The organism is Pseudomonas sp. FBCC-B1667 (genome assembly GCF_059133255.1).
The window spans coordinates 697,711-724,628 of record NZ_CP101437.1 but is presented as its reverse complement, the minus strand read 5'-3'; the positions used below and the strand labels follow the sequence as shown (position 1 = coordinate 724,628).

Here is a 26,918-nt window from a genome sequence, read left to right as displayed (position 1 = left end):
ACAGGAAAAATCAGCTCGGGCCTTTGCTTGCCGCTAACCCCACCGGTCTTTAGACTTACGCCTCATTTCAACGAGAGCAGGGTCGATGCCAACTGCCTTTCCCGCCGATTCTGTTGGTCTGGTGACGCCGCAAGTGGCGCACTTCAGCGAACCCCTGGCCTTGGCCTGCGGGCGTTCGCTTCCAGCCTATGACCTGATCTACGAAACCTACGGCACGCTGAACGCCAAGGCGAGCAACGCCGTGCTGATTTGCCATGCGTTGTCCGGTCATCATCACGCCGCCGGTTTTCACAGTGCCGACGACCGTAAACCCGGTTGGTGGGACAGCTGCATCGGTCCCGGCAAGCCGATCGACACCACCAAATTCTTCGTCGTCAGCCTGAACAACCTCGGTGGTTGCAACGGCTCCACGGGCCCGAGCAGCATCAATCCGGAAACCGGCAAGCCGTTTGGCGCCGATTTCCCGGTGCTGACCGTGGAAGACTGGGTGCACAGCCAGGCGCGACTGGCCGACCGTATCGGCATCAGCCAATGGGCGGCGGTGATTGGCGGCAGCCTCGGCGGCATGCAGGCGATGCAATGGAGCATCACCTACCCCGAGCGCATTCGTCACTGCCTGGCCATCGCCTCGGCGCCCAAGCTGTCAGCACAGAACATCGCTTTCAACGAAGTGGCGCGCCAGGCCATCCTCACCGACCCCGAATTTCACGGTGGTTCGTTCCAGGAAGCGGGGGTAATTCCCAAGCGCGGCTTGATGCTGGCGCGGATGGTCGGGCACATCACCTACCTGTCCGACGACTCCATGGGCGAGAAATTCGGCCGTGGCCTCAAGAGCGAAAAGCTCAACTACGACTTCCACAGCGTCGAGTTCCAGGTCGAGAGCTACCTGCGTTATCAGGGTGAAGAATTCTCCGGGCGGTTCGACGCCAACACCTACCTGCTGATGACCAAGGCGCTGGATTACTTCGACCCGGCTGCGAACTTCGACGACGACCTGGCGAAAACCTTCGCCAATGCCCAGGCCAAGTTCTGTGTGATGTCCTTCACCACTGACTGGCGCTTCTCCCCTGCCCGCTCTCGGGAACTGGTGGACGCGCTGATGGCGGCCAAGAAAGACGTCTGCTACCTCGAGATCGACGCTCCGCAAGGCCACGACGCCTTCCTGATTCCGATCCCGCGTTACTTGCAGGCCTTCAGCAACTACATGAACCGCATTGCGCTTTGAGGAAGACATGAGAGCCGATCTGGAAATCATCCAGGAATGGATCCCCGCCGGCAGCCGCGTGCTCGACCTCGGCTGCGGCGATGGTGAACTGCTGACCTGGCTGCGCGACCACAAGCAAGTCACCGGTTATGGCCTGGAAAACGACCCGGACAACATTGCCGAGTGCGTGGCCAAGGGCATCAATGTCATCGAGCAGGACCTGGACAAGGGCCTCGGCAACTTTGCCAGCAACAGCTTCGACATCGTGGTCATGACCCAGGCGCTGCAAGCCGTGCATTACCCCGACAAGATCCTCGACGAAATGCTGCGGGTCGGCCGCCAATGCATCATCACCTTCCCCAACTTCGGTCACTGGCGCTGCCGCTGGTACCTGGCAAGCAAGGGGCGGATGCCGGTATCGGAGTTTCTACCGTACACCTGGTACAACACGCCGAACATCCACTTCTGCACTTTTGAAGACTTTGAGGCGTTGTGTCGCGAACGTGAAGCCAAGGTCATTGATCGGCTGGCCGTGGATCAACAGCACCGACACGGGTGGGCCAGTAAGCTATGGCCTAATCTGTTAGGTGAGATCGGTATTTACCGCGTCAGCAGCCCCGGGCTGCAGGATCACAAAGTCGCGGTCTGAACCACGACATTCCAAGGAGAACGAACATGGGTCGTCTAGCGCTGTTTGTACTTACTGCCTGCCTGAGCGTCACCGCCATGGCCGCTGACGCCATCAAGGGCGAACGCCAGGAAACCTTCGGCGACACGACGGTGCACTACAACACCTTCAATTCCACGTACCTGACCCCGGACATTGCCAAAGCGGCGGAACTGGTTCGCAGCAAGAATCAGGGCGTGATCAATGTCTCCGTGATCAAGGACGGCAAGCCGTTGGTGGCTTCGGTGAGCGGCACGATCAAAGACCTGACCAGCCAGAGCGTGCCGTTGAACTTCAAACAGATCACCGAACAAGGGGCGATTTACTACATCGCCCAATACCCGGTAGACCAGCAGGAAATCCGCACCTTCGAAATCAAGGTGCAGAACGGTGACAAAATCAACACCATCAATTTCAACCAAGAGCTTTTCCCCGGCGAATGATCAATTTCACGCAACTCGTACTGGCCAGCCATAACGCCGGCAAACTCAAGGAACTCCAGGCCATGCTCGGCGACTCGGTGCAACTGCGCTCGATCGGCGAGTTCAGCAGCGTCGAGCCTGAAGAAACCGGCCTGTCGTTCGTCGAGAACGCCATCCTCAAGGCCCGCAACGCCGCACGCATTTCCGGTTTGCCGGCGCTGGCCGACGATTCCGGGCTGGCCGTGGATTTCCTTGGCGGTGCACCGGGCATCTATTCGGCTCGTTATGCAGACGGCAAGGGCGATGCGGCGAACAACGCCAAGCTGCTCGACGTCTTGAAAGACGTGCCGGAAGCCGAACGCGGCGCGCAGTTCGTCTGCGTTCTGGCGCTGGTACGTCACGCCGATGATCCGTTGCCGATCCTCTGCGAAGGCCTGTGGCACGGGCGTATTCTGACCGCGGCCAGTGGCGAGCATGGTTTCGGTTATGACCCGCTGTTCTGGGTGCCGGAGCGCGATTGCTCCAGCGCCGAGCTGAGCCCGAGCGACAAAAACCAGATCAGCCACCGCGCCCGTGCAATGGATCTGCTGCGCCAGCGTCTGGGATCGAAATGACCCACGACTCATTCGCGTCACCGCTGATCTACGGCGGCGACGCCCAATCGCCACGGGCGGCATTGCCAGTGCTGCCGCCCCTGGCGCTGTACATCCACATTCCGTGGTGTGTGCGTAAATGCCCTTATTGCGACTTCAATTCCCACACCGCCAGCCCGGTGCTGCCGGAAGAAGAGTACGTCGACGCCTTGCTCGCTGACCTCGACCAGGACCTCCACGCGGTGTATGGCCGTGAGCTGAGTTCGATCTTCTTTGGCGGCGGCACGCCTAGCCTGTTCAGCGCGCAAGCGTTGGGCCGTTTGCTCAAAGGCGTCGAACAACGGATTCCGTTTGCCGGCGACATCGAAATCACTCTGGAAGCCAATCCCGGGACGTTCGAGCAAGAGAAGTTCGTCGCTTACCGCGCGCTGGGCATCAATCGCCTGTCGATTGGCATCCAGAGTTTCCAGGAAGCGAAACTCAAGGCGCTGGGGCGGATTCACAACGGTGACGAAGCAGTGCGCGCTGCCGGAATGGCGCGTCAGGCCGGGTTCGATAACTTCAACCTGGACTTGATGCACGGTTTGCCCGATCAGTCCCTGGAAGATGCCCTGAACGACCTGCGTACAGCCATCGCCCTGAAACCGACGCACCTGTCCTGGTATCAGCTGACGCTGGAGCCGAACACGGTGTTCTGGAACCAGCCGCCGACGCTGCCCGAAGACGACACGCTGTGGGACATTCAGGAAGCGGGTCAGGCGCTGCTCGCCGAACACGGTTACGCGCAATACGAAGTCTCGGCTTACGCGCAACCGGGTCGCCCGGCGCGGCATAACCTCAATTACTGGAGTTTCGGCGACTTCATCGGCATCGGCGCTGGCGCTCACGGCAAGCTCAGTCACCCGGACGGGCGCATCGTGCGCACCTGGAAGACCCGCCTGCCCAAGGATTACCTCAACCCGGCGAAAAGCTTCAAGGCCGGCGAGAAGGCGCTGACCAATGATGAGATGCCGTTCGAGTTCCTGATGAACGCGCTGCGCCTGACCGCAGGTGTCGAATCGCGGCTGTATCCGGAGCGCACCGGGATGACGCTGGAAAGCCTCGCCGAACACCGCCGTGAAGCCGAACAAAGTGGCTTGTTGCAGGTCGAACCGTCACGTCTGGCGGCCACCGAGCGCGGACAGCTGTTTCTCAATGACTTGCTGCAGACATTTCTGAGCTGATTTCAGCCTTAAGGGAAAACGAATGGATTTGATACTCGACCTGCTCGCCACCGTGTCCCGCTGGAGCCGCAGTAACCTGTCGGAAATCGCCCTGGCCTTGGTGGGCTGCCTGCTGGTGCTGTTCGGTTCGGATTTCAAAACCTGGGTCGAGCAACGCCTGGGCAGCATTGCCGGCGCCTTGCGTGTCCCGCTGATGGCCTTGCTGTGCATGATCGGCAGCGGCGCCGCGCTGATCTACGCCACGCCGTGGGTCGTGCGCGGGCTGAGCCAGTTCAACAACTACAGCTTGGCTCCGGTGTTGTTGGTGGTGCTGGTGCTGATCGGCGTAGTCGCTGATCGCCGCTAAATTTCGAACACACCACACAACAAATGTGGGAGCGGGCTTGCTCGCGAAGGCGGTGTATCAGACACATTTATGTCGACTGACACGACGCCTTCGCGAGCAAGCCCGCTCCCACATAGGGTATTGCGTAGGGCTTTAGGACTGTTTTTCGAACTTCAGGTCCCACACGCCATGCCCAAGACGTTCGCCGCGGCGTTCGAACTTGGTGATCGGGCGTTCGGTCGGGCGCGGCACGCACTTACCGTCTTCGGCGAGGTTGCGGTAGCCCGGCGCGACGTTCATCACTTCCAGCATGTACTCGGCGTACGGTTCCCAGTCAGTGGCCATGTGCAGCACACCGCCGACCTTCAACTTGCTGCGCACCAGTTCAGCGAACGACGCCTGAACGATACGGCGCTTGTGGTGACGGCTCTTGTGCCACGGATCCGGGAAAAACAGCATCAAGCGATCCAGGCTGTTGTCGGCGATGCAGCGGTTGAGCACTTCGATCGCGTCGCAATCGTAAACCCGCAGGTTGGTCAGGCCCTGCGTCAGTACGCCATTGAGCAGCGCGCCGACACCCGGACGGTGAACTTCCACGCCAATGAAATCCTGTTCCGGCGAGGCTGCGGCCATTTCCAGCAGCGAATGCCCCATGCCAAAACCGATTTCCAGCGAGCGCGGTGCCGAACGGCCGAAGACCTGATCGAAGTCCACCGGCGCATCGGCCAATGGCAGGACGAACAGCGGCGTGCCCTGTTCCAGACCTTTTTGCTGGCCTTCGGTCATGCGCCCGGCGCGCATCACAAAACTCTTGATACGACGGTGTTGGCGCTCTTCGCCTTCTGCAGGCGTGACAGGCGTTTCGTTTGATTCAGTCATCAATGGCTCTTACTTGATCAGACCATCCAGCGGCGAGGAGGCGCTGGCATAGAGTTTTTTCGGCATGCGGCCGGCGAGGTAGGCCAGGCGGCCTGCAACGATGGCGTGTTTCATGGCTTCAGCCATCATGACCGGCTGCTGGGCGTGGGCGATAGCCGAGTTCATCAGCACCGCTTCGCAACCCAGTTCCATGGCGATGGTGGCGTCGGAAGCGGTGCCGACACCGGCATCCACCAGCACAGGAATCTTGGCTTCTTCGAGGATGATCTGCAGGTTGTACGGGTTGCAGATCCCCAGGCCCGTACCAATCAGACCAGCCAGCGGCATCACCGCGATCACGCCGATTTCCGCCAGTTGACGGGCAATGATCGGGTCATCGCTGGTGTAGACCATCACGTCGAAACCTTCCTTGACCAGCACTTCGGCGGCCTTGAGGGTTTCGATCACGTTGGGGAACAGGGTTTTCTGGTCGGCCAGCACTTCCAGCTTCACCAGGTTGTGACCACCGAGCAGCTCACGGGCCAGGCGGCAGGTGCGCACAGCCTCGGTAGCGTCGAAGCAACCGGCCGTGTTCGGCAGAAAGGTGTAGCGATCCGGCGACAGGACTTCGAGCAGGTTCGGTTCGCCCGGGTTCTGCCCGAGGTTGGTACGGCGCACGGCGAAGGTGACGATCTCGGCGCCCGAGGCTTCGATGGCCAGGCGGGTTTCTTCCATGTCGCGGTACTTGCCGGTGCCTACCAGCAAACGCGACTGGTAAGTACGACCGGCCAGGACGAAGGGCTTGTCGCTACGAACGATGCTCATGGGAAATCCTCTGTAGGGGTGAGGTTCTTGCAGAATTCTGTGCCCTTGCGAGCCGGGCGGCTAGCCGCCGCCGATGGCGTGAACCACTTCGACGGAATCGCCGTCGTTCAGCGTGGTGTCGGCATGCTGGCTACGCGGGACGATATCCAGATTGAGTTCAACCGCCACCCGGCGCCCGGTCAGTTCCAGACGGGTCAGCAGGGCCGCAACGGTTTCACCGTCGGGCAGTTCAAGGGATTCGCCGTTCAACTGAATGCGCATGCCGAATGCCGCCATCATTTTTAGGGGCTGGCATTCTAGCCCGATCATGACCTAAAGGTCAGCAACAAGCGTCAAGCGGTAAGCGGCAAGCGCCAGGCGGCGAAACCCAGGCAGGTCCAGCCGATCAGGAACGCCAATCCACCAAAAGGTGTGACAATTCCGAGCTTACTGACGCCGGTCAGGGTCAGCAGGTACAGGCTGCCGGAAAACAGCAGGATGCCGATGGCAAACGAGGCTCCGGCCCAAGTGATCAAACGACCTGGAATCTGTGTGGCCAGCAGCGCTAGGCCCAACAATGCCAGGGTATGCACCAGTTGGTAGGTGACGCCGGTATGGAAAATCGCCAGATACTCGGGGGTCAGACGGTTTTTCAGGCCATGCGCGGCGAACGCGCCGAGGGCAACGCCCGTGAAGCCGAAGAAAGCAGCCAGCATCAAAAAGCCACGCAGCATGAAGAACTCCAGTCAGACTCGATCAACAGGGTCTGTATAATGGCCCGCTCAACGGGTTCGGCCAAGCCATCTCTATGCTGCGTATATTTTTACGACGATTCACAAAGGCCGTGCTCTGGTTCGCGGGCGGCAGCGTCTTGCTGGTGCTTATCTTTCGCGTGGTGCCGCCGCCGGGAACGGCGTTGATGGTCGAACGCAAGATCGAATCCTGGTTCGACGGCGAGCCAATCGACCTGCAGCGGACCTGGAAGCCGTGGGAGGAAATCTCCGACGACCTGAAAGTCGCGGTGATTGCCGGCGAGGATCAGAAATTCCCGGAGCACTGGGGTTTTGACTTCGGCGCGATTCAGGCGGCACTGGCTCATAACGAGCTGGGCGGTTCGATTCGCGGCGCCAGCACGCTGAGCCAGCAGGTGTCGAAGAATCTGTTTTTGTGGTCTGGGCGCAGCTGGCTGCGTAAGGGCCTGGAAGCGTGGTTCACCGGATTGATTGAGGTGTTCTGGCCCAAGCAGCGGATTCTTGAGGTTTACCTCAACAGTGTTGAGTGGGATGACGGAGTGTTTGGAGCAGAGGCTGCGGCACGGCATCACTTTGGCGTGAGCGCTAAAAGCCTGAGCCGTCAGCAATCGAGCTTGCTGGCTGCTGTGTTGCCCAACCCTAGAGTGTGGAGCGCAAGCCATCCGACAAATTATGTCGCACGACGGGCCGGGTGGATTCGGCAGCAGATGAGTCAGTTGGGGGGCGACAGCTATTTGCTGGGCCTCAATGATTCACGCCGGGCGCCTTGGGCCCAGTAACACCACAAAACCAGGCACAAACAAAAACGCCCCGATCAATGTTCGGGGCGTTTTTTATGGCCGGTTCGCAGGTTATGCCGCGATCGACAACTTGAGCTTGTTCATCGCGCTCTTCTCAAGCTGACGGATACGCTCGGCCGACACGTTGTACTTCTGCGCCAGGTCATGCAGCGTGGCTTTCTCTTCAGCCAACCAGCGCTGATAGAGAATGTCACGGCTGCGGTCGTCCAGCACTTCCAGCGCTTCGTGCAGGTTGTGGTTGGAGTTGTCGCTCCAGTCCGCGTCTTCCAGCTGGCGCGCCGGGTCGTACCGGTGGTCTTCCAGATAGTTGGCCGGCGACTGGAAAGCACTGTCGTCGTCCGCTTCCGCGGCCGGGTCGAAGGCCATGTCATGGCCGGTCAGGCGACTTTCCATCTCGCGCACTTCCCGAGGCTCTACACCGAGGCTTTCCGCTACACGGTGGACTTCCTCGTTGTTCAGCCACGCCAAGCGTTTCTTCTGGCTGCGCAGGTTGAAGAACAACTTGCGCTGGGCCTTGGTGGTCGCGACTTTCACAATGCGCCAGTTGCGCAGGATGAACTCGTGAATTTCCGCCTTGATCCAGTGCACAGCAAAGGACACCAGACGCACACCCATTTCCGGGTTGAAGCGCTTCACAGCCTTCATCAGGCCGACGTTGCCTTCCTGGATCAGGTCAGCCTGAGCCAGACCGTACCCGGAATAGCTACGGGCGATATGTACGACAAAACGCAGGTGGGCGAGCACCATCTGCCGAGCCGCCCCCAAATCCTGCTCATAATAGAGACTCTCGGCCAGTTCACGCTCCTGCTCCGGCGTCAGCAATGGAATGCTGTTCACGGTGTGCACATAAGCCTCCAGGTTCGCACCCGGGACCAGAGCATATGCAGGTTGCAAAGAATTGGTCATACGACAAAACCTCCGACTTACAAACTCGTGCAGTTCAGCACTGCGAAAATTGACCGGAAACCGAAAGACAAGTTCCCATAAACGCTGAAAGGTCAATACGAGCAAAATGATACTACTTAGGCGCAAGCTCCCTCAGGTGGCGTGCGACTGCAATCCATGCACCGATATACCCCAACAGCACCGCGCCAAGCAAGAGAGACAGACCATCGGCAGCTGGCACTCCGGCCAGCGCGAAATCACTGCCGTACAAACCGGCCAGTCCAACCACCGCGTCGTTCAGCCAGTTCAAGCCAAACGCCAGTACGCCCCAAGACAGCATCCCCGCACCGAAGCCATACAACGCGCCCATATAGAGAAAGGGCCTGCGCACATAGCTGTCAGTGCCGCCGACGAGTTTAATCACTTCTATCTCTGTGCGGCGGTTTTCAATATGAAGACGAATGGTATTGCCTATCACCAAAAGTAATGCAGAAACCAGCAGCACGGTCAGACCGAAGACAAAACGGTCGCCCAGCTTGAGGATGGCTGCCAGTCGCTCGACCCAGACTAGATCAAGTTGCGCCTGTTGTACCTTCGGCAGCTCGGATAGTTTTTGTCTTAATGCTTCAAGCGCGGGCTTGTCGACTTCGTTCGGTGTCACCAGGACCACGCCGGGCAGCGGGTTTTCCGGCAACTCCTTCAACGCTTCGCCCAAGCCGGACTGCTGCTGAAACTCCTCCAGCGCCTGGTCGCGACCGACATATTCAGCATCCGCTACGCCCGGCATGCCTTTGATCTGCTCGCGCAGTGCCTCGCCCTGTTCAGGGCTGGCTTCCAGTTGCAGGTACAGGGAAATCTGCGCCGCACGCTGCCAGGACCCACCCAGACGCTCTACGTTACTTAACAAAAGTGACAGGCCCATGGGCAAACTCAGCGCAACGGCCATCACCATGCAGGTGAAAAAGCTGCCAATCGGCTGCTTGCCCAAGCGGCGCAAGCTGTCCAGCAGACTCGCACGGTGACTTTCCACCCAGGCGCGGAACAACGTCGCGAAGTCCGGGCCGTCGTCATCGTCGCGTTTTTTCTTCTGTGGTTGCGGATCGGCAGCCTTCGGGGCTACACGCTCGGAAACTTTGGGGCTACGGGTCGCACTCATTCGGCAGCCTCCCCGTCACCGATCAATCGGCCACGTTGCAGCGTCAGCATGCGGTGACGCATGCGGGCGATCAGCGCCAGGTCGTGACTGGCGATCAGCACGCTGGTGCCCAGGCGATTGATGTCTTCAAACACACCCATGATTTCGGCGGCCAGTCGCGGGTCGAGGTTACCGGTCGGTTCGTCCGCCAGCAGCAAGGCCGGACGATGGACGATGGCGCGGGCGATGCCGACGCGCTGTTGCTGACCGGTGGACAGGTCGCCCGGGTACAAATCGGTTTTGTCCGAGAGCGCCACGCGCTCCAGGGCCGAATCCACGCGCTTGACGATCTCGGCCTTCGACAGACCCAGGATTTGCAAGGGCAGCGCGACGTTATTGAACACTGTGCGATCGAACAGCAACTGGTGATTCTGGAACACCACGCCGATCTGCCGGCGCAGGTAAGGAATCTGCGCGTTGCTGATGGTGGCGAGGTCCTGGCCAGCCAGCAGCAATTTGCCGGTGGTCGGACGCTCCATCGCCAGCAGCAGGCGCAACAAGGTGCTTTTACCGGCGCCGGAATGGCCGGTGACAAACAAGAATTCGCCCCGACGGACTCGAAAGCTCAGCTCATGCAAGCCGACGTGACCGTTCGGGTAGCGTTTACCGACCTGTTCGAAACGAATCATGAACGCTCCCGCTCGGCAAACAGTGCCTGGACAAAGGGTTCTGCTTCAAAGGTACGCAAATCGTCGATGCCTTCACCGACGCCGATGTAGCGAATCGGCAGGCCAAACTGCTTGGCCAGGGCGAAAATCACCCCCCCCTTGGCGGTGCCGTCGAGCTTGGTCAGCGCCAGGCCGGTCAGTTCGACGGTCTGATTGAATTGCTTGGCCTGACTGATGGCGTTCTGACCGGTGCCGGCATCGAGCACCAACAGCACTTCATGCGGCGCATCGGCGTCGAGCTTGCTGATCACCCGGCGAACTTTCTTCAGCTCTTCCATCAAGTTGTCTTTGGTGTGCAGTCGACCGGCCGTGTCAGCGATCAGCACATCAATGCCACGGGCCTTGGCGGCTTGTACGGCGTCGAAGATAACTGAAGCCGAGTCGGCGCCGGTGTGCTGGGCGATGACCGGGATCTTGTTGCGTTCGCCCCAGACCTGCAATTGCTCCACTGCCGCGGCACGGAAGGTGTCACCGGCCGCGAGCATGACTTTCTTGCCTTCGAGCTGCAGCTTTTTCGCCAGTTTGCCGATGGTGGTGGTCTTGCCGGCGCCGTTGACGCCTACTACCAGAATCACGAACGGTTTGTTCTGCGAGGTGATTTTCAGCGGTTGCTCGACCGGCTTGAGCATCGCGGCCAGTTCGGCTTGGAGGGATTTGTACAGTGCATCGGAATCGGCCAGTTCCTTGCGCGCTACCTTTTGGGTCAGGCGCTGGATAATCACCGACGTGGCCTCGACGCCAACGTCGGCGGTCAGCAGGCGGGTTTCGAGGTCTTCAAGCAATTCGTCATCGATGGCCTTTCTGCCCAGGAACAAGCTGGCCATGCCTTCGCCGATGCTCGCGCTGGTCTTGGACAGGCCTTGCTTGAGGCGGGCGAAGAAACCGGCTTTGGATTCTTCCGCACGCTGCGGCTCGACGGGCGTTTCGTCCGGAGCGACGACCGGTGCTGGTGCTTGCACGACCGGAGCAACAGGAGCAACGAAAGCAGGAACCACAGGTTCTGCAACAACCGGCTCAGGCTCGGCCACAACCACTGGCGCGACAACCGGCTCAACCACCGGCACCTTAACAGGCTCAGGCACAAACGCGGCCGGGGCTGGAATCGGTGGCGTAATGTGCGGTGCCAACTCGTCTTCAACGAGGGCAACCGGCTCTTCGGCCACCGGCAGCGTCAGCCAGGGTTCGGTAATCGGCGTCAGGGGCACTTGGGCACTGATTTCAGCAACGTGAGCCGGCTCGACCACCGGTTGCAACACCGGCTCGGCGATCGGCAAGACAATCGGTGCGAGGTCTTCTTCTGTTGTCGGCGCCGGCGTGGGCTCAGAAAGTGGCTGTGGCTGTTCGACGACGGGTTCCTGCGGCTTTTTGCGCAGCCATCCGAACAGGCTTTTCTTCTCGCCAGCCGCAGCTGGGGCTTTCTTGTCGTCGTTGGAACCAAACATGGAGGACGGCTATCTCACGGTAGCGACGCGCCAAAGGGCGCCTCGGCAAATAAATATTCGATGCAGAACAGACTGCGATTGATCCAGCTTGTTCACGCGCAACATTTTGTCGAGGTGCAAATCGCACCCCAAAGGTCGACTAATACGAAGGACTGGAACGGCATCGTCGGCGAAAACGCAGAGTTTAGCTGTCAAACTCAAAGCTTGCGCCGCAAACCCAAACAACCTGCAGACCGATCAAAGGCCTGATAGGCGTGGCCGCCAGTAAAACGGACCGTTATCCTAGCACCCTCTCGCCCGCTGACGCTAAGACCAAGCGGGCAGCCCAACAGGTTTAAAAAACGAATGAATGCTCTAGCCCGCCGCGCTGCAGGCCTGCTGCTCAGCACAGTTTGTCTGCCACTGTCAGCCTTGGCTGCCGATCCACAACCCACCCACGAATTCACCCTCGACAACGGCTTGAAAGTTATCGTGCGCGAAGACCATCGTGCGCCAGTGGTGGTGTCCCAGGTCTGGTACAAGGTCGGCTCCAGCTACGAAACACCGGGACAGACCGGTCTTTCCCATGCGCTGGAACACATGATGTTCAAGGGCAGCGAGAAGGTAGGCCCCGGCGAAGCGTCGCTGATCCTGCGCGACCTCGGTGCCGAAGAGAACGCGTTCACCAGCGACGATTTCACCGCTTATTACCAAGTGCTGGCCCGCGACCGTCTGGGCGTGGCCTTCGAACTGGAAGCCGACCGCATGGCCAGCCTGCGCCTGCCAGCTGACGAGTTCACCCGCGAAATCGAAGTCATTAAAGAAGAACGTCGTCTGCGCACCGACGACAAGCCGATGTCCAAGGCCTACGAACGCTTCAAGGCGATGGCTTACCCGGCCAGCGGTTACCACACGCCGACCATCGGCTGGATGGTCGATCTGGATCGCATGAAAGTTGAAGAGCTGCGCCACTGGTATCAATCCTGGTACGCGCCGAACAACGCCACGCTGGTGGTGGTCGGTGACGTTACCCCGGACGAGGTCAAGGCCCTGGCCCAGCGTTATTTCGGCCCGATTGCCAAACGCGATGTGCCTCCAGCGAAAATCCCGCTGGAACTGGCTGAACCCGGCGAACGCCTGATCACCCTGCACGTGCAAACCCAATTGCCGAGCCTGATGCTGGGTTTCAACGTGCCAAGTATCGCCACCACCGAAGACAAACGCTCGGTGAACGCCTTGCGCCTGATCTCCGCGCTGCTCGACGGCGGCTACAGCGGTCGCATCCCGACGCAACTGGAACGCGGCGAAGAGCTGGTGTCCGGCGGCTCGTCGAGCTACGACGCCTACACCCGCGGTGACAGCCTGTTCACCTTGTCTGCCACACCAAACACGCAGAAAAAGAAAACCATGGCCCAGGCCGAAGCCGGTCTGTGGAAGCTGCTTGAACAACTGAAAACCACCGCGCCATCCGCTGAAGAGCTGGAGCGTGTGCGCGCTCAGGTAATTGCCGGTCTGGTCTACGAGCGTGATTCGATCACCAGCCAGGCCACGTCCATCGGCCAACTCGAAACCGTCGGTCTGTCGTGGAAGTTGATGGATACCGAACTGGCCGACCTGGAAAGCGTAACGCCGGAAGACATCCAGAAAGCCGCCAAGCTGTATTTCACCCGCGAACGTCTCAGCGTCGCCCATGTCCTGCCACTGGAGACGACTCATGAGTGAGCGCAAAAAACCACGTTTGGCCCTGATCGGCCTGATCGCTGTCGCCCTGATCGGCTCCGCGACTTTCTACTTGTCCAGAACCGGTGAGTCCAAGGCCAGCGAAGCCCTGGATAAAGCCAGGTCGAGCCAGAAGCTGCAATCGCTGACCGAACTCGACGGCAAGGCACCGAGCCACCGCACGCTCGACGTACAGACCTGGACCACCGCCGAAGGCGCCAAGGTGATGTTCGTCGAAGCGCGTGAGCTGCCGATGTTCGACATGCGCCTGATCTTCGCCGCCGGCAGCAGCCAGGACGGCAATGCGCCGGGCCTGGCCGTGCTGACCAACGCAATGCTCAACGAGGGCGTGGCCGGCAAAGATGTCGGCGCCATCGCTCAGGGTTTCGAGGGCCTGGGGGCTGACTTCGGCAACGGCGCCTTCAAGGACATGGCGCTGGCGTCTTTGCGCAGCCTCAGCGTCAAGGACAAACGCGAACCGGCCCTGAAGCTGTTCTCCGAAGTGATCGGCAAACCCACTTTCCCCGCTGACTCTTTCGCGCGCATCAAGAACCAGATGCTCGCCGGTTTTGAATACCAGAAACAGAACCCCGGCAAACTGGCGAGCCTGGAGCTGATGAACCGTTTGTACGGCGATCACCCTTACGCGCACTCGAGCGACGGCACGGCGACATCTGTTCCGGCGATCACCCTGAGTCAGCTGAAAGCGTTCCATGAAAAAGCCTACGCCGCTGGCAACGTGGTAATTGCGCTGGTCGGTGACTTGTCTCGCGCCGAGGCCGAAGCGATTGCCGCGCAGGTCTCCAGCGCGCTGCCAAAAGGCCCGGCACTGCCGAAGATCGCACAGCCGCAAGAACCGAAAGCCAGCGTCGGCCACATCGAGTTCCCGTCCAAGCAAACCAACCTGATGCTCGCGCAACTGGGCATCGACCGTGATGATCCGGACTACGCCGCACTGTCCTTGGGCAACCAGATCCTCGGCGGCGGTGGTTTCGGCACCCGTTTGATGAGCGAAGTGCGTGAAAAACGTGGGCTGGCCTACGGCGTGTACTCGGGTTTCACCCCGATGCAGGCACGTGGTCCGTTCATGATCAACCTGCAAACCCGCGCCGAGATGAGCGAAGGCACGCTGAAACTGGTGCAGGACGTGCTGGCCGACTACCTTAAAACCGGCCCGACGCAAAAAGAACTCGATGACGCCAAGCGTGAACTGGCCGGCAGCTTCCCGCTGTCCACCGCCAGCAACGCCGATATCGTCGGCCAGTTGGGCGCCATGGGGTTCTACAACCTGCCGCTCAGTTATCTGGATGACTTCATGCGTGAGTCCCAGAGCCTGACCGTCGACCAGGTCAAGACCGCACTGAACAAACACTTGAGCACGGAGAAGATGGTCATCGTCAGCGCTGGCCCGACCGTGCCACAAAAGCCGTTACCGGCCCCATCTGATAAACCTGCCGAGCAGCCGCTCGGGGTTCCGGAGCATTAATGGCCACGCGTCCTAAAAAACCTGTTCACAACGTCCACAACGGCGTGAATCAACTGCGCATCATCGGCGGCGAATGGGGCAGCCGAAAGCTGAGCTTCCCCGACGCCCCGGGCCTGCGCCCGACCCCGGACCGGGTGCGTGAAACCCTGTTCAACTGGCTCGCGCCGTATGTCGCGGGCGCCAAGGTGCTGGACCCGTTCGCCGGCAGCGGCGCATTGTTTCTTGAAGCCCTGTCCCGTGGCGCGGCCATGGGCCAGGCGCTGGACGCCAGCAACATCGCGGTCGCCAGCATCAAGGAGCACCTGGGCACACTGCGCTGCACCACCGGCCAGATTCAGACAGCCGACGCCCTGCGCTACCTTGAAACCCAGACCGCCACGGCCTACGACCTGGTGTTCCTCGACCCGCCGTTCAACCAGAACCTGCTGCCGGGTGTTTGCACGCTGCTGGAAGAGCGTCAGTGGCTGGCCGACGAGGCCTGGATCTACACTGAAAGCGAAAACGCGCCGTCGTCCCTTGGCTTGCCAGGCAACTGGCGCCTGCACCGGGAGCAGAAATCCGGGCGGGTTTACTACGCGTTGTGGCAACGTATGGCAGAGATCGCCGGTTAATCGACCGGCTTGAAAAAGGTGCGCACCCCGTTGCGCACCGCTGCATCGAGAGCAATCGTGTCCCATCCGCCAGACCGCTTCACCCCCGCCTTGGGCCTGGGCAATCCGCACTTGCAAACCTTGTGGGGACCGCTTTGGCGCAAAACCACGCACATCGAACGCGAGCGCGAACGCTTGTGGCTCGAAGACGGCGACTTCCTCGACCTCGACTGGCACGGCCCGCACAGCGCGACGGCACCATTGGTGCTGGTGTTGCACGGGCTGACCGGCTCGTCGAACTCACCTTATGTGGCCGGTGTGCAAAAGGCCCTCGCCGCCCAAGGCTGGGCCAGTGTCGCGTTGAACTGGCGTGGCTGTTCGGGTGAACCGAATCTGTTGGCGCGCAGCTACCATTCCGGCGCCAGCGAAGACCTCGCCGAAACCATCAGGCACCTGCGGGCCAAACGACCGTTGGCGCCGCTGTACGTGGTGGGTTATTCCCTGGGCGGCAACGTCTTGCTCAAGCACTTGGGCGAGTCCGGCAGTGACAACGGTGTGGTCGGTGCGGTGGCGGTGTCGGTTCCGTTTCGTCTCGACCAGTGCGCGGATCGTATCGGCCAGGGGTTTTCCAAGGTCTACCAGGCGCATTTCATGCGCGAGATGCTCGCCTACATCAAGAACAAACAACGCCAGTTCCGGCATGACGGACGTGAAGAGGGCCTGGCGGCATTGGCGGCGCTGGGTTCGCTGGAGAACATGCGCACCTTCTGGGATTTCGATGGCCGGGTCACGGCGCCGTTGAATGGTTTTATCGATGCCGAGGATTACTACCGTCGGGCGTCGAGCCGCTATTTTCTTGGGGAAATTCGCACACCGACCCTGATCATTCAGGCAGCCGACGATCCCTTCGTCTTTCCTCACAGCCTGCCGCACGCCGACGAGTTGTCTGCCTGCACACAACTGGAATTACAAACCAAGGGCGGGCATGTCGGCTTCGTCGATGGCTCGTTCAGGCAACCGGGTTATTACCTGGAACGGCGTATCCCGCAGTGGCTGGCCGCGGTGGGTCGCAAGTAGCCGATGGACGTCGATCAGGACGAGTCGATCCGCTTCTGGCTAACAGCCGCTGGCCGGGGTCGAGTTGCTGTCCGCACGACATCGAACACCGCTTCGCGCCCCATGTGCACGATGGCTATGGAATCGGCATCATGGCCGGCGCCCAGCGCTGTCGCGGCCCGGCCACTACCCGAATGCTGATGGCGACGACGACCCAATGTGGGAGCAAGCCCACATTGGATTTGTACTACTCGCCGATGGCGATGCCGTGTGCGGGATCGTTGATCCACTCACTCCACGACCCGGCATACAAAGCCCCCAACGGATAACCCGCCAGGCACAGCGCAAACAGGTTATGGCAAGCCGTCACTCCGGAACCGCAGTACGCCACCAGATCGGCTGGCGAACGGTTACCGAGTTTCGCGGCAAATCGCTGCTTGAGTTGATCAGCCGGCAAAAACCGCCCATCACCGCTAAGGTTGTCGGTAAACGCCGCACACTGCGCCCCCGGAATGTGCCCGGCAATCGGATCAATCGGCTCCACTTCGCCTTTGAAACGCGGCAAGCCTCGGGCATCGAGCAAGGTCAACTCAGGTTGGCCGAGACGCTGTACAAGCTGTTGCGCACTCAAGACCAGCGCGTTGTCCGGCGTCCCGCTGAAGGTGCCACGCAGGGTATCGCACGCATCCAGACTCAGCGGCAAACCCGCCGCATGCCAGGCCTTGAGCCCGCCGTCCAGAATAAACACACCGTCACGCTTGCCCAACCACGCCAGCAACCACCAGGCACGCGCCGCAAAGGCACCGGGGCCGTCATCGTACAAAACCACTTCGCTGTCGGCGTTGATGCCCCAGGCTTGCAGGCGCTCGATCAAGTCATCCGCTTCAGGCAGCGGATGACGCCCGGTCACGCCCTTGACCACAGTCCCGCTCAAATCACGCTCGAGATCGGCAAACCTAGAACCGGCGATGTGCCCTTCGGCATAGCTACGCTGGCCGTAATCCGGGTCTTCGAGGGCAAAACGACAATCGAGAATCACCAGCCCCGACTGGTCCTTTTTCAGGTCCAGTGCTTGCGGGCTGATCAGTTGCGCAATGGGCATAGCGGGCTCCTGTGACTAAGTCAGTGTTCGATCCTACTGCACTTCTTCTAAGGCCTGGGCCAACGGCACATAAAACTCTTCGTACAGCGCATTTACCGCATCGCGCGCCTGATCGGTGACGAAGCCGGCCTCAAGCACCAGCACCTGATACACGCCCCGTTTTATGGCTTGCTCGCTCAGGTGATTGGAGTTTTCTCGCGTGGTGCACAGGAACCGCACCCAAGAGGTCAGGATGATCCACGCATTCAGCGTCAAGGACTCAATCTGGACCTTGTCCATCTGCAGGATGCCGGCTTCGACAAAGCCTGCGTAGATGTGAGTGCCATGGATCAGGCAGCGCTGGGAAAACCGTCGATAACGGGCGGCAAGTTCCGGATCGCTGTCGAGCAAGTGCTCGAGGTCGCGATGCAAAAAACGGTAGCGCCACATGGCCGCCAGTAGCTCCTGGAGGTAGAAGCGCTTGTCATCTACCGTCGACGCACGTCCCTGTGGCGGGCGCAGGAAGCTGTCCACCAGGCTTTCGTACTCACTGAACAACACAGCGATAATCGCCTGCTTGTTGGGGAAGTGGTAGTACAGGTTGCCCGGTGAAATTTCCATGTGGGCAGCAATGTGGTTGGTGCTGACACTGCGCTCACCCTGCTGATTGAACAGCTCCAGGCTGTTCTGCACGATGCGCTCGCTGGTTTTGATCCGAGGGGCCATGGCTTGAGCTTTAATTCAGAGTGCGATGACAGGCATCTTACGACCTATCCTCGAGTGGATAAAACAAAGCTGTTCCAGGATGTCATTTGACTTTCTAGAGTATAGACTCTAAAAGGTCACTCATTACAACAAATCCGGAGCCGACAATGACCGCTGACATCGCCTACCTTCAGAATTTGAATCAGCCTCTGGAAGAAATGCAGAACCTGTTCGACGCCCAACGCGCCGCATACGCCGCCAACCCGATGCCGCCGGCCGCCCAGCGCCAGCAATGGCTCAAAGCCCTGCGCGACTTGTTGAGCAGTGAACGTCAGGCGTTGATCGAAGCCATCAGCCAGGATTTCAGCCACCGCAGTGCCGATGAAACCCTGCTTGCCGAACTGATGCCCAGCCTGCACGGCATTCATTACGCCAGCCAGCACCTCAAAGGCTGGATGAAAGCCTCGCGGCGCAAAGTGGGCATCGCTTTTCAGCCGGCGGAGGCCAAAGTCGTTTACCAACCGTTGGGCGTGGTCGGTGTCATCGTGCCGTGGAACTACCCGCTGTACCTGGCCATCGGCCCATTGGTGGGCGCGCTGTCGGCCGGTAATCGGGTGATGCTCAAACTCAGCGAATCGACCCCGGCCACCGGTTTGCTGCTCAAGGAATTGCTCGCTCGGGTCTTTCCTCAAGACCTGGTCTGCGTGGTGCTGGGCGAAGCCGACGTCGGCGTCGCATTCTCCCGCCTGCGTTTCGATCACCTTCTGTTCACCGGCGCCACCAGCATCGGCAAACACGTGATGCGTGCGGCGGCCGAGAACCTCACCCCGGTGACCCTCGAACTCGGCGGCAAGTCCCCGGCCATTGTCTCCCACGATGTGCCTTTGAAAGACGCCGCCGAACGCATCGCCTTCGGCAAAACCCTGAATGCCGGGCAAACCTGCGTGGCCCCGGACTACGTATTGGTGCCGGAAGACCGTGTGGGTGGTTTCGTTGAAGCTTACCGTCAGGTGGTTCGCGGCTTTTATCCGACGCTGGCTGACAACCCGGACTACACCGCCATCATCAACGAGCGGCAACTGGCGCGTCTCAACGGCTACGTCAGCGATGCCACCAGTAAGGGCGCGCTGTTGATTCCGCTGTTCGACCAGAGTCAGGGCCGGCGCATGAGTCACAGCCTGTTGCTCAATGTCACCGACGACATGACCGTGATGCAGGACGAAATCTTCGGCCCGCTGCTGCCCATCGTGCCGTACAAGAGCCTGGACGAAGCGTTTGCCTACATCAACCGACGCCCTCGCCCACTGGCGCTGTACTACTTCGGCTACGACAAGCGCGAACAAAACCGTGTTCTCCACGAAACCCACTCCGGTGGTGTCTGCCTCAATGACACGCTGCTGCACGTCGCTCAAGACGACATGCCGTTCGGTGGCATCGGTGCCTCGGGCATGGGCCATTACCACGGCCACGAGGGGTTCCTGACCTTCAGCAAAGCCAAAGGCGTGTTGATCAAGCAGCGTTTCAATGCCGCGAAGCTGATCTACCCGCCGTACGGAAAATCCATCCAGAAACTGATTCAGAAATTGTTCATTCGCTAACGATCACCGCCAATCGGGTAACAACAATAATGAGCCCAAGCCTGTCCGATACACCCGCGCTGTCACGGCGCGGCTTGCTGAAATTCAGCCTTGGCGCCAGCGCATTCCTGGCCACGGCCGGGTTGGGCGCGAGCCTCAGCGGCTGTTCGTCGAGCACCGCGGCGAGCGGTTTCGTGATTTTGCGCAGCGGCGACCTGCTGTTTTTGCGTGCACTGATCCCGGTGTTGCTTGAGGGGGCCGTCGCGCCCGAGAAAACGCCGGCCTCGGTCGACCAGACCTTACACAGCCTGGATAACAGCCTGAATCACCTGTCGCCGGAAATGCTCAAGCTGACCCAACAATTGTTCGATGTGCTGGGGATGGCCGTGACGCGCGGACCGCTGACCGGGATCTGGGGCAGTTGGGAAAACGCCAGCGGTGATGAGATCCGACACTTTCTCGATCGCTGGGAAAACAGTTCGTTGAGCTTGTTGCGCATGGGCTATAGCTCGTTGCTGCAACTGGTGATGATGGCGTGGTACGGCCGGGCGGAATCGTGGGTGCATTGCGGGTATCCCGGGCCGCCTGCGGTCTGAAATCGAGTCGAGCCTATCGTGGGCAAGCCACCCAAAACAAAATAAAAAGAGAACCTGAGAATGCCTGTACCCGACCCGTTCCGAGAAGGCCTGTCCCGTGGCTGGAAAACCTACAACGGCGCGCAACTGACCCAAGACCTGACCCTCGAAGCGGACGTGGCGATCATCGGCAGCGGTGCCGGTGGCGGCACCACGGCTGAAATTCTCAGCGCGGCCGGCTACAAAGTGCTGCTGATCGAAGAAGGCCCGCTCAAGACCAGCAGCGACTTCAAGATGCTCGAAGACCAGGCCTACACCAGTCTCTACCAGGAAGGCATCGGGCGCATGAGCAAGGATGGCGCGATCACCATTCTTCAGGGCCGCGCAGTAGGCGGCACGACGCTGATCAACTGGACCTCGAGCTTTCGCACACCCGCCCCGACGCTCGAACACTGGGCCAAGGAGCACGATGTCAAAGGCCACTCGCCTGCCGAGATGGCGCCCTGGTTCGAGAAAATGGAACAACGCCTCGGCGTCGCGCCGTGGATGGTGCCGCCCAACGCCAACAATGACGTGATCCGCAAAGGCTGTGAAAAGCTCGGCTACACCTGGCACGTCATCCCGCGCAACGTGCGCGGCTGCTGGAACCTTGGCTACTGCGGCATGGGCTGCCCGACCAACGCCAAGCAATCGATGCTGGTCACGACCATTCCGGCGACGCTGGAAAAAGGGGGCGAGCTGCTGTACCTGGCCCGCGCCGAAAAGCTGTCGATCAAGGATGACAAAGTCACTGGCTTGCAATGCGTGGCGATGGACGACCGTTGCGTCGCGCCGACCGGGCGCACGATCACGGTCAAGGCCCGTCATTACGTACTGGCCGGCGGCGGGATCAACAGCCCTGCGTTGCTCCTGCGTTCGGAGGCGCCGGATCCGCACAAGCGCTTGGGCAAACGCACGTTTCTGCATTTGGTGAACATGTCCGCCGGGCTGTTCGACGAGGTGATCAACCCGTTCTACGGCGCGCCACAATCAATCTATTCCGACCATTTCCAATGGCAGGACGGCACCACCGGCAAGATGTCCTACAAACTCGAGGTACCGCCCCTGCACCCGGCATTGGCGACGACCCTGCTCGGCGGTTTTGGCAAGGAAAACGCCCAGCACATGGAGCACCTGCCCCACACTCACGCGATGCTGGCGTTGTTACGCGACGGTTTCCATCCGGACAGCCCCGGCGGCAGCGTCGAACTGCGCGGCGACAATACGCCGGTGCTTGATTATCAAGTCTCGCCCTACGCCTGGGACGGTTTGCGCCGAGCCTTTCACAGCATGGCCGAAATCCAGTTTGCCGGGGGCGCCAACGCGGTGATGCCGATGCATGCCGATGCCCGCTACGTGAAAACCCTGGCTGAAGCGCGCACGTTGATCGATGGTTTGAGCCTTGAGTTGTATCGCACGCGCCTGGGCAGCGCCCACGTGATGGGTGGTTGTGCGATGGGCGAAGACCCGAAAAACGCCGTGACCGACAGCCTCGGCCGTCATCACCAGCTCAATAATTTGTCGATCCATGACGGCTCGCTGTTCCCTACCAGCATTGGCGCAAACCCGCAGTTGTCGGTCTACGGGCTGACGGCGCAACTGGCCACTTCACTGGCCGAACGTTTGAAAAACCCATGAAAAGGGAGAATATTCGTATCGTCTATAGTGCGTTCTTACCCAACAGGCGACTTGGCCGACCGGGAAGGCTGCGATACCATCCGACTCCCCAACGGACTCCCGCCAGGACGACGCGATGAACCGAGTGTTGTACCCAGGTACCTTCGACCCTATTACCAAGGGCCATGGCGACTTGGTCGAACGCGCCGCGCGCCTGTTCGATCATGTGATCATTGCCGTCGCCGCCAGCCCCAAGAAAAACCCGTTGTTTCCTCTGGAACAGCGTGTGGAGCTGGCCCGCGAGGTCACTAAACATCTGCCGAACGTTGAAGTCGTCGGTTTCTCGACGCTGCTCGCCCACTTCGCCAAAGAGAAGAACGCCAACGTGTTCCTGCGTGGTTTGCGCGCGGTGTCGGACTTCGAATACGAATTCCAGCTGGCCAACATGAACCGTCAGTTGGCACCGGACGTGGAGAGTCTTTTTCTTACACCGTCCGAGCGTTATTCGTTCATTTCCTCGACGCTTGTCCGGGAAATCGCGGCGCTTGGCGGCGATATCACCAAGTTCGTCCACCCTGCGGTGGCGGATGCCCTGACCGAGCGCTTCAAGAAGTAACGACCGCTCAAGCGGCGCCCGCGTGCACTGCGGGCGCCAATGCGGCACAATTGCGCGCATTGGTTTATTGCGCCCGGGCCTGCCGCCCTGGCTGGAGTTAGCATGTCCCTGATCATCACCGACGATTGCATCAACTGCGACGTCTGCGAACCCGAGTGCCCGAACGCCGCCATTTCCCAAGGCGAAGAGATCTATGTGATCGACCCGAATCTGTGCACGCAGTGTGTCGGCCACTACGACGAACCTCAGTGCCAGCAAGTGTGCCCGGTGGATTGCATTCCGCTGGACGAAGCGCATCCCGAGACTGAAGACGAGTTGATGGAGAAGTACCGGAAGATTACCGGCAAGGCTTGAGTCAGATAGTTTTGTAGAGCCTGTTCAGACGCCTTCGCGAGCAAGCCCGCTCCCACATTTGATCGCGGTCTAATGTGGGAGCGGGCTTGCTCGCGAAGGCGCCATCAGCCACACAGAAAATCCAACGGCTGTCACTCCCGCTGCTCAAACCCCTCCCCGATACACCCCAGACACCGCACAAATGCGGCTTTCGCCGGGTCAACCACCAACGCCTGTCCCGCTTCGCCGACGCCGCCACCCAGCGCGGTAAATGGCAACGACACCACAAACACGCCAGCACCTATCACCGTCGCTACGACCAGTAAAGGACGGGCAATCAGCAAATCACCGATCATGGCGTACGCCGGGGGATTCTGGATGGTGTAGAGCGGGTCGCCGCTGCCGCTGTTTGCCGCCAACGCGCAGGCATTAGCGCCGAGCAAGCAGACAGCAACAAGGGTTCGAAACAGGTTCATGGCACGGTCCTTATGCGAGGCAGTGAGAACACTGACTATAGACCGTAGGTTTTGTCAGCTCTGGCAGCGAGGGCAAAAGACGCTGGCGCGCTGCCCGAGCTTAACGTCCCGCAGCTCCGTGCCACAGACCTTGCAGGGCTCATGGCCTCGGCCGTACACGAACAATTCCTGCTGAAAATAACCGGGCTGACCGTCACCGCCGATAAAGTCGCGCAACGTGGTGCCGCCGCGCTCGATGGCGGCGGCGAGGATGCGCTTGATCTCGATCGCCAGTTTCAAATAACGCGCCCGGGAAATGCTCTTGGCTTCGCGGCGCGGGTCAATGCCGGCGGCGAACAGCGCTTCGGTCGCGTAGATATTGCCGACACCCACCACCACCGCGTTATCCATGATGAACGGCTTGACTGCCATGGAGCGCCCGCGGGACTGCTGGAACAGGCGCTCGCCGTCGAACAGGTCAGTCAACGGCTCCGGCCCCAGACGAATCAGTAATTCGTGGTTGAGCGGGTCAAGGCTCCAGAGCATCGCGCCAAACCTTCGCGGGTCGGTGTAACGCAACGCCAGGCCGGACTCCAGCTCGATGTCCACATGTTCATGTTTGGCCGCCGGCAGGCCAACTTCTACCAACCGCAAATTTCCCGACATGCCCAAATGGCTGATCAACGTGCCGACTTCGGCATTGATCAACAGGTACTTTGCGCGCCGCTCCACCAGCACGATGCGCTGCCCGGACAACCGCACATCAAGGTCTTCGGGAATCGGCCAGCGCAGGCGCCGGTCACGCACGACAACCCGACTGACCCGTTGGCCCTCCAGGTGCGGCGCAATCCCGCGGCGGGTGGTTTCGACTTCCGGCAGTTCAGGCATGGTGCACTCGAATCAGGCTATTCAGCACTCAGCGGTGAGCGCCGAGGTCGCGAATGGTTTGCTTGAGCGACTCGAAGTCATAATCCGAGAGACCGACATAGTCGAGCACCAGATGCCCGATGCTGTTCCATTCATGGTCTTCATTCTGGTTGCCCAGCACTCGATAGGACGCACAAATGTGTTCGGCCATCTTGAGGATCGCCAGCAGGTTCTTGAGCTGGGCATTGCGCGACGACTCATCGCTGAAAATCGCCAACGCGTTGTGGTGATTGGCAATTGCCGCAGTCACGTGCTCCGGCAGACGCCAGGATTTGGCGGTGTAGTAACCGACCACGGCGTGGTTGGTATTAAACACGCGGTTCTCGGTGTCCACCACCCGGCATTCGGCGCTGGCGTTGGCGTAGGCTTCTTCCAGAACGGTCATGTAGTTGGGGAAGCGCTGCAGCATCAACGGCACGCCACAATCGTGGAACAGGCCCAACGCGTAAGCCTCATCGCCGGCCTGGGCGCCAATGCGCTTGGCCAGCGTCAGGCAGGTCATCGCCACATCCTGAGCCGTGTCCCAAAAGCGGTTCAACGTGACGATGGTGTCGTCATTCATTTCGCCCTTGATCGACTGCGCATTGATCAGGTTGATGATTGAACGGCTGCCCAGCAAGTTCACCGCACGCTGGATCGAAGCGATCTTGTTGCTCAAGCCGTAATAGGGCGAGTTGACGATCTTCAGCAAGGCGCCAGAGAGGCCCGGGTCTTGGGCGATCAGTTTGGCGATCACTTCCAGGTCCGGGTCGGGCATGTACTGCTCCATCTGCAAATCCACCATGATTTGCGGCTGGGCGGGCACGCTGATGCCTTGCAGGGACTGTTGAATCTGTTCGGTAGTCAGCTCTTGGGACATAAGTACACACTCTGGGCCAGGCGCAGATTCTAGCTTCTAAAAGTTGGATCCGACACCTTAGAGGGTGCATCTGCTGAAGTTTCATCTTTGGCGCGCCCTCCACCGCATGTCCATCCACCAAACCGTGGCCTTGCGCAACACGCTATACTCCCGCTCTTTTTTCCGGAGCGACGTCATGTCCCTGCCTAGCCTGCGCCTCAAAGCCAACGCCGACCGTCGCCTGCGAAACGGCCACTTGTGGGTCTACAGCAACGAAATCGATGTCGCCGCCACTCCATTGCACGGCTTCAAGGCCGGTGATCAGGCGATCCTCGAAGCCGCCGGCGGCAAGCCGCTGGGCATTGTTGCCATGAGCCCGAACAACCTGATCTGCGCCCGCCTGCTGTCGCGCGACATCAAGTTGCCGCTGGACAAGTCGTTGCTCGTTCACCGTATCAATGTCGCCCTGTCGCTGCGCGATCGCCTGTTCGACAAGCCGTTCTATCGCCTCGTCTACGGCGATTCCGACCTGCTGCCAGGCCTGGTGGTCGACCGTTTCGGCGACATCCTCGTGGTACAGATCGCCTCGGCGACCATGGAAGCTCATAAAGAAGACGTGATCGCCGCATTGACCCAAGTGCTCAAGCCAAGCGGCATTCTGTTCAAGAATGACTCCGCCGCCCGTGATGCCGAAGGCCTCAACCGCTACGTCGAAACCGTGTTCGGCCTGGTGCCAGAGTGGGTGGCACTGGAAGAAAACGGCGTGAAATTCGAAGCGCCGGTCATGCAAGGCCAGAAAACCGGCTGGTTCTACGACCACCGCATGAACCGCGCACGCCTGGCCCCGTACGCCAAGGGCAAACGCGTACTGGACCTGTACAGCTACATTGGTGGCTGGGGTGTACAAGCGGCCGCCTTCGGCGCCAGTGAAGTGTTCTGCGTCGACGCGTCGGCCTTCGCCCTCGACGGCGTCGAGCGCAACGCTGCGCTGAACGGTTTCGCCGACAAAATGACCTGCATTGAAGGCGACGTGTTCGAAGCCCTCAAAGAGCTGAAAGCCAGCGAAGAACGTTTCGACGTGATCGTGGCCGACCCGCCGGCGTTCATCAAACGCAAGAAAGACATGAAGAACGGCGAAGGCGCCTACCGTCGCCTGAACGAGCAAGCCATGCGCCTGCTCAGCAAGGACGGCATCCTGGTGAGCGCTTCGTGCTCGATGCACCTGCCTGAAGACGACCTGCAAAACATCCTGCTGACCAGCGCCCGTCACCTGGACCGCAACATCCAGTTGCTGGAGCGTGGCGCTCAGGGCCCGGATCACCCGGTTCACCCAGCCATTGCCGAAACCCGCTACATCAAGAGCATCACCTGCCGCCTGCTGCCAAACAGCTGATTGCGCCGGGTGGACGGGGAGCCGATCGGCTCCCCCTTCTATTATTCGATATTAATTTCTACAACTTCCTACACTTGCAATCCTTGCGACTTGC

30 protein-coding genes and 1 pseudogene are annotated in these 26,918 nt (G+C 60.2%); 18 read left to right on the top strand and 13 right to left on the bottom strand.

Features of this window, described 5'->3' with window-relative positions; all coding sequences use genetic code 11:
- The first annotated feature begins 85 nt into the window (after positions 1-85).
- Genes metX through NL116_RS03140 form a run of 6 tightly spaced genes read left to right on the top strand, consistent with a single transcriptional unit; the run spans position 86 to position 4,455 of the window.
- Positions 86-1,225 carry a homoserine O-succinyltransferase MetX gene (gene metX, locus NL116_RS03165; RefSeq protein WP_494375977.1) on the top strand — a complete coding sequence of 380 codons (1,140 nt, stop codon included), beginning with the start codon at positions 86-88 and terminating at the stop codon, positions 1,223-1,225.
- A 7-nt stretch (positions 1,226-1,232) separates the two neighbouring features.
- Positions 1,233-1,853, top strand: coding sequence for a methionine biosynthesis protein MetW (gene metW, locus NL116_RS03160; protein ID WP_046029734.1), 621 nt, complete (start codon positions 1,233-1,235; stop codon positions 1,851-1,853).
- Positions 1,854-1,879: 26 nt separating this feature from the next.
- The gene (locus NL116_RS03155) at positions 1,880-2,314 is read left to right on the top strand and encodes a DUF4426 domain-containing protein (protein WP_494375976.1); all 435 of its coding nucleotides are present in this window, start codon (positions 1,880-1,882) and stop codon (positions 2,312-2,314) included.
- Positions 2,311-2,907 carry an RdgB/HAM1 family non-canonical purine NTP pyrophosphatase gene (gene rdgB, locus NL116_RS03150; RefSeq protein WP_494375975.1) on the top strand — a complete coding sequence of 199 codons (597 nt, stop codon included), beginning with the start codon at positions 2,311-2,313 and terminating at the stop codon, positions 2,905-2,907. Before NL116_RS03155 ends, rdgB begins: the two co-directional genes overlap by 4 nt.
- Positions 2,904-4,109, top strand: coding sequence for a radical SAM family heme chaperone HemW (gene hemW / locus NL116_RS03145; RefSeq protein WP_494375974.1), 1,206 nt, complete (start codon positions 2,904-2,906; stop codon positions 4,107-4,109). The genes rdgB and hemW overlap by 4 nt, the downstream gene beginning before the upstream one ends.
- A gap of 22 nt (positions 4,110-4,131) precedes the next feature.
- On the top strand, positions 4,132-4,455 hold the full coding sequence (locus NL116_RS03140; protein WP_027926554.1) for a DUF3392 domain-containing protein: 324 nt from the start codon (positions 4,132-4,134) through the stop codon (positions 4,453-4,455).
- 132 nt (positions 4,456-4,587) lie between these two features.
- On the opposite strand, the gene trmB is transcribed toward NL116_RS03140, so the two are convergent.
- From trmB to NL116_RS03120, 4 genes are all read right to left on the bottom strand, one after another.
- The gene (gene trmB / locus NL116_RS03135) at positions 4,588-5,313 is read right to left on the bottom strand and encodes a tRNA (guanosine(46)-N7)-methyltransferase TrmB (protein WP_494375973.1); all 726 of its coding nucleotides are present in this window, start codon (positions 5,311-5,313) and stop codon (positions 4,588-4,590) included.
- 9 nt (positions 5,314-5,322) lie between these two features.
- Positions 5,323-6,117 (bottom strand): thiazole synthase, encoded by a 795-nt coding sequence (locus NL116_RS03130; protein ID WP_027926552.1) that lies wholly within the window; start codon positions 6,115-6,117, stop codon positions 5,323-5,325.
- A 60-nt stretch (positions 6,118-6,177) separates the two neighbouring features.
- The gene (gene thiS / locus NL116_RS03125; RefSeq protein WP_008026157.1) at positions 6,178-6,378 is read right to left on the bottom strand and encodes a sulfur carrier protein ThiS; all 201 of its coding nucleotides are present in this window, start codon (positions 6,376-6,378) and stop codon (positions 6,178-6,180) included.
- Between the two features lie 71 nt (positions 6,379-6,449).
- Positions 6,450-6,830, bottom strand: a complete 381-nt coding sequence (locus NL116_RS03120) for a DUF423 domain-containing protein (protein WP_494375972.1) — start codon at positions 6,828-6,830, stop codon at positions 6,450-6,452.
- Positions 6,831-6,904: 74 nt separating this feature from the next.
- On the opposite strand from NL116_RS03120, the gene mtgA reads away from it, so the two are divergent.
- A complete protein-coding gene (gene mtgA, locus NL116_RS03115; protein ID WP_494375971.1) occupies positions 6,905-7,627 on the top strand; it encodes a monofunctional biosynthetic peptidoglycan transglycosylase in 723 nt (240 codons plus the stop codon).
- 72 nt (positions 7,628-7,699) lie between these two features.
- Here the strand turns inward: mtgA and rpoH are convergent, their stop codons facing one another.
- The 4 genes from rpoH to ftsY all read right to left on the bottom strand — a co-directional run bounded on the left by rpoH (position 7,700) and on the right by ftsY (position 11,838).
- A complete protein-coding gene (gene rpoH, locus NL116_RS03110; RefSeq protein WP_007897890.1) occupies positions 7,700-8,554 on the bottom strand; it encodes an RNA polymerase sigma factor RpoH in 855 nt (284 codons plus the stop codon).
- Between the two features lie 112 nt (positions 8,555-8,666).
- Positions 8,667-9,689 carry a permease-like cell division protein FtsX gene (gene ftsX / locus NL116_RS03105; protein ID WP_494375970.1) on the bottom strand — a complete coding sequence of 341 codons (1,023 nt, stop codon included), beginning with the start codon at positions 9,687-9,689 and terminating at the stop codon, positions 8,667-8,669.
- A complete protein-coding gene (gene ftsE / locus NL116_RS03100) occupies positions 9,686-10,357 on the bottom strand; it encodes a cell division ATP-binding protein FtsE (RefSeq protein ID WP_123434743.1) in 672 nt (223 codons plus the stop codon). The genes ftsX and ftsE overlap by 4 nt, the downstream gene beginning before the upstream one ends.
- Positions 10,354-11,838 (bottom strand): signal recognition particle-docking protein FtsY, encoded by a 1,485-nt coding sequence (gene ftsY / locus NL116_RS03095; protein ID WP_494375969.1) that lies wholly within the window; start codon positions 11,836-11,838, stop codon positions 10,354-10,356. The genes ftsE and ftsY overlap by 4 nt, the downstream gene beginning before the upstream one ends.
- Positions 11,839-12,183: 345 nt before the next feature.
- On the opposite strand from ftsY, the gene NL116_RS03090 reads away from it, so the two are divergent.
- The 5 genes and pseudogenes from NL116_RS03090 to NL116_RS03070 form a co-directional block, all read left to right on the top strand.
- The gene (locus tag NL116_RS03090; protein WP_494375968.1) at positions 12,184-13,539 is read left to right on the top strand and encodes a M16 family metallopeptidase; all 1,356 of its coding nucleotides are present in this window, start codon (positions 12,184-12,186) and stop codon (positions 13,537-13,539) included.
- Positions 13,532-15,022, top strand: coding sequence for a M16 family metallopeptidase (locus NL116_RS03085; protein WP_494375967.1), 1,491 nt, complete (start codon positions 13,532-13,534; stop codon positions 15,020-15,022). The genes NL116_RS03090 and NL116_RS03085 overlap by 8 nt, the downstream gene beginning before the upstream one ends.
- Entirely contained in the window at positions 15,022-15,633 is a 612-nt protein-coding gene (gene rsmD / locus NL116_RS03080; RefSeq protein ID WP_027926543.1) for a 16S rRNA (guanine(966)-N(2))-methyltransferase RsmD, read from the top strand. The genes NL116_RS03085 and rsmD overlap by 1 nt, the downstream gene beginning before the upstream one ends.
- Positions 15,634-15,690: 57 nt before the next feature.
- The gene (locus NL116_RS03075; protein WP_494375966.1) at positions 15,691-16,689 is read left to right on the top strand and encodes a hydrolase; all 999 of its coding nucleotides are present in this window, start codon (positions 15,691-15,693) and stop codon (positions 16,687-16,689) included.
- Positions 16,690-16,692: 3 nt separating this feature from the next.
- Positions 16,693-16,844: pseudogene (locus tag NL116_RS03070) on the top strand (AraC family ligand binding domain-containing protein); the annotation flags it as partial.
- A gap of 71 nt (positions 16,845-16,915) precedes the next feature.
- On the opposite strand, the gene NL116_RS03065 reads toward NL116_RS03070, so the two are convergent.
- Together NL116_RS03065 and NL116_RS03060 are read right to left on the bottom strand one after the other, a co-directional pair.
- On the bottom strand, positions 16,916-17,770 hold the full coding sequence (locus NL116_RS03065; protein WP_494375965.1) for a sulfurtransferase: 855 nt from the start codon (positions 17,768-17,770) through the stop codon (positions 16,916-16,918).
- A 33-nt stretch (positions 17,771-17,803) separates the two neighbouring features.
- Entirely contained in the window at positions 17,804-18,475 is a 672-nt protein-coding gene (locus tag NL116_RS03060; protein WP_494375964.1) for a TetR/AcrR family transcriptional regulator, read from the bottom strand.
- A 146-nt stretch (positions 18,476-18,621) separates the two neighbouring features.
- On the opposite strand from NL116_RS03060, the gene NL116_RS03055 reads away from it, so the two are divergent.
- The 5 genes from NL116_RS03055 to NL116_RS03035 all read left to right on the top strand — a co-directional run bounded on the left by NL116_RS03055 (position 18,622) and on the right by NL116_RS03035 (position 23,232).
- Positions 18,622-20,052 (top strand): coniferyl aldehyde dehydrogenase, encoded by a 1,431-nt coding sequence (locus NL116_RS03055; protein ID WP_494375963.1) that lies wholly within the window; start codon positions 18,622-18,624, stop codon positions 20,050-20,052.
- Positions 20,053-20,081: 29 nt separating this feature from the next.
- Positions 20,082-20,627 (top strand): twin-arginine translocation pathway signal protein, encoded by a 546-nt coding sequence (locus NL116_RS03050; RefSeq protein ID WP_494375962.1) that lies wholly within the window; start codon positions 20,082-20,084, stop codon positions 20,625-20,627.
- A 60-nt stretch (positions 20,628-20,687) separates the two neighbouring features.
- On the top strand, positions 20,688-22,283 hold the full coding sequence (locus NL116_RS03045; protein WP_494375961.1) for a GMC family oxidoreductase: 1,596 nt from the start codon (positions 20,688-20,690) through the stop codon (positions 22,281-22,283).
- Positions 22,284-22,398: 115 nt separating this feature from the next.
- Positions 22,399-22,878, top strand: coding sequence for a pantetheine-phosphate adenylyltransferase (gene coaD, locus NL116_RS03040; RefSeq protein ID WP_007945531.1), 480 nt, complete (start codon positions 22,399-22,401; stop codon positions 22,876-22,878).
- Between the two features lie 102 nt (positions 22,879-22,980).
- Positions 22,981-23,232, top strand: a complete 252-nt coding sequence (locus NL116_RS03035) for a YfhL family 4Fe-4S dicluster ferredoxin (RefSeq protein ID WP_007945532.1) — start codon at positions 22,981-22,983, stop codon at positions 23,230-23,232.
- 131 nt (positions 23,233-23,363) lie between these two features.
- On the opposite strand, the gene NL116_RS03030 is transcribed toward NL116_RS03035, so the two are convergent.
- From NL116_RS03030 to NL116_RS03020, 3 genes are read right to left on the bottom strand one after another with little or no spacing between them, the layout of a single operon-like run.
- Positions 23,364-23,687, bottom strand: coding sequence for a multidrug transporter (locus NL116_RS03030; protein ID WP_494375960.1), 324 nt, complete (start codon positions 23,685-23,687; stop codon positions 23,364-23,366).
- A gap of 54 nt (positions 23,688-23,741) precedes the next feature.
- Positions 23,742-24,554, bottom strand: coding sequence for a bifunctional DNA-formamidopyrimidine glycosylase/DNA-(apurinic or apyrimidinic site) lyase (mutM, locus tag NL116_RS03025; protein WP_494375959.1), 813 nt, complete (start codon positions 24,552-24,554; stop codon positions 23,742-23,744).
- A gap of 28 nt (positions 24,555-24,582) precedes the next feature.
- Positions 24,583-25,398: an HDOD domain-containing protein gene (locus tag NL116_RS03020; protein ID WP_494377995.1), complete on the bottom strand. Its 816-nt coding sequence runs from the start codon at positions 25,396-25,398 to the stop codon at positions 24,583-24,585.
- Positions 25,399-25,627: 229 nt separating this feature from the next.
- Between NL116_RS03020 and NL116_RS03015 the strand changes: the two genes are divergently transcribed.
- Positions 25,628-26,824, top strand: a complete 1,197-nt coding sequence (locus NL116_RS03015) for a class I SAM-dependent rRNA methyltransferase (protein ID WP_007945535.1) — start codon at positions 25,628-25,630, stop codon at positions 26,822-26,824.
- The last annotated feature ends 94 nt before the right edge of the window (positions 26,825-26,918 follow it).

Excerpts from the sequence above, each read along its gene's own strand:
- metX (WP_494375977.1), top strand. The coding sequence starts at position 86 with ATGCCAACTGCCTTTCCCGCCGATTCTGTTGGTCTGGTGACGCCGCAA.
- metW (WP_046029734.1), top strand. The coding sequence starts at position 1,233 with ATGAGAGCCGATCTGGAAATCATCCAGGAATGGATCCCCGCCGGCAGC.
- NL116_RS03155 (WP_494375976.1), top strand. The coding sequence starts at position 1,880 with ATGGGTCGTCTAGCGCTGTTTGTACTTACTGCCTGCCTGAGCGTCACC.
- rdgB (WP_494375975.1), top strand. The coding sequence starts at position 2,311 with ATGATCAATTTCACGCAACTCGTACTGGCCAGCCATAACGCCGGCAAA.
- hemW (WP_494375974.1), top strand. The coding sequence starts at position 2,904 with ATGACCCACGACTCATTCGCGTCACCGCTGATCTACGGCGGCGACGCC.
- NL116_RS03140 (WP_027926554.1), top strand. The coding sequence starts at position 4,132 with ATGGATTTGATACTCGACCTGCTCGCCACCGTGTCCCGCTGGAGCCGC.
- trmB (WP_494375973.1), bottom strand. The coding sequence starts at position 5,313 with ATGACTGAATCAAACGAAACGCCTGTCACGCCTGCAGAAGGCGAAGAG.
- NL116_RS03130 (WP_027926552.1), bottom strand. The coding sequence starts at position 6,117 with ATGAGCATCGTTCGTAGCGACAAGCCCTTCGTCCTGGCCGGTCGTACT.
- thiS (WP_008026157.1), bottom strand. The coding sequence starts at position 6,378 with ATGCGCATTCAGTTGAACGGCGAATCCCTTGAACTGCCCGACGGTGAA.
- NL116_RS03120 (WP_494375972.1), bottom strand. The coding sequence starts at position 6,830 with ATGCTGCGTGGCTTTTTGATGCTGGCTGCTTTCTTCGGCTTCACGGGC.
- mtgA (WP_494375971.1), top strand. The coding sequence starts at position 6,905 with ATGCTGCGTATATTTTTACGACGATTCACAAAGGCCGTGCTCTGGTTC.
- rpoH (WP_007897890.1), bottom strand. The coding sequence starts at position 8,554 with ATGACCAATTCTTTGCAACCTGCATATGCTCTGGTCCCGGGTGCGAAC.
- ftsX (WP_494375970.1), bottom strand. The coding sequence starts at position 9,689 with ATGAGTGCGACCCGTAGCCCCAAAGTTTCCGAGCGTGTAGCCCCGAAG.
- ftsE (WP_123434743.1), bottom strand. The coding sequence starts at position 10,357 with ATGATTCGTTTCGAACAGGTCGGTAAACGCTACCCGAACGGTCACGTC.
- ftsY (WP_494375969.1), bottom strand. The coding sequence starts at position 11,838 with ATGTTTGGTTCCAACGACGACAAGAAAGCCCCAGCTGCGGCTGGCGAG.
- NL116_RS03090 (WP_494375968.1), top strand. The coding sequence starts at position 12,184 with ATGAATGCTCTAGCCCGCCGCGCTGCAGGCCTGCTGCTCAGCACAGTT.
- NL116_RS03085 (WP_494375967.1), top strand. The coding sequence starts at position 13,532 with ATGAGTGAGCGCAAAAAACCACGTTTGGCCCTGATCGGCCTGATCGCT.
- rsmD (WP_027926543.1), top strand. The coding sequence starts at position 15,022 with ATGGCCACGCGTCCTAAAAAACCTGTTCACAACGTCCACAACGGCGTG.
- NL116_RS03065 (WP_494375965.1), bottom strand. The coding sequence starts at position 17,770 with ATGCCCATTGCGCAACTGATCAGCCCGCAAGCACTGGACCTGAAAAAG.
- NL116_RS03060 (WP_494375964.1), bottom strand. The coding sequence starts at position 18,475 with ATGGCCCCTCGGATCAAAACCAGCGAGCGCATCGTGCAGAACAGCCTG.
- NL116_RS03055 (WP_494375963.1), top strand. The coding sequence starts at position 18,622 with ATGACCGCTGACATCGCCTACCTTCAGAATTTGAATCAGCCTCTGGAA.
- NL116_RS03050 (WP_494375962.1), top strand. The coding sequence starts at position 20,082 with ATGAGCCCAAGCCTGTCCGATACACCCGCGCTGTCACGGCGCGGCTTG.
- NL116_RS03045 (WP_494375961.1), top strand. The coding sequence starts at position 20,688 with ATGCCTGTACCCGACCCGTTCCGAGAAGGCCTGTCCCGTGGCTGGAAA.
- coaD (WP_007945531.1), top strand. The coding sequence starts at position 22,399 with ATGAACCGAGTGTTGTACCCAGGTACCTTCGACCCTATTACCAAGGGC.
- NL116_RS03035 (WP_007945532.1), top strand. The coding sequence starts at position 22,981 with ATGTCCCTGATCATCACCGACGATTGCATCAACTGCGACGTCTGCGAA.
- NL116_RS03030 (WP_494375960.1), bottom strand. The coding sequence starts at position 23,687 with ATGAACCTGTTTCGAACCCTTGTTGCTGTCTGCTTGCTCGGCGCTAAT.
- mutM (WP_494375959.1), bottom strand. The coding sequence starts at position 24,554 with ATGCCTGAACTGCCGGAAGTCGAAACCACCCGCCGCGGGATTGCGCCG.
- NL116_RS03015 (WP_007945535.1), top strand. The coding sequence starts at position 25,628 with ATGTCCCTGCCTAGCCTGCGCCTCAAAGCCAACGCCGACCGTCGCCTG.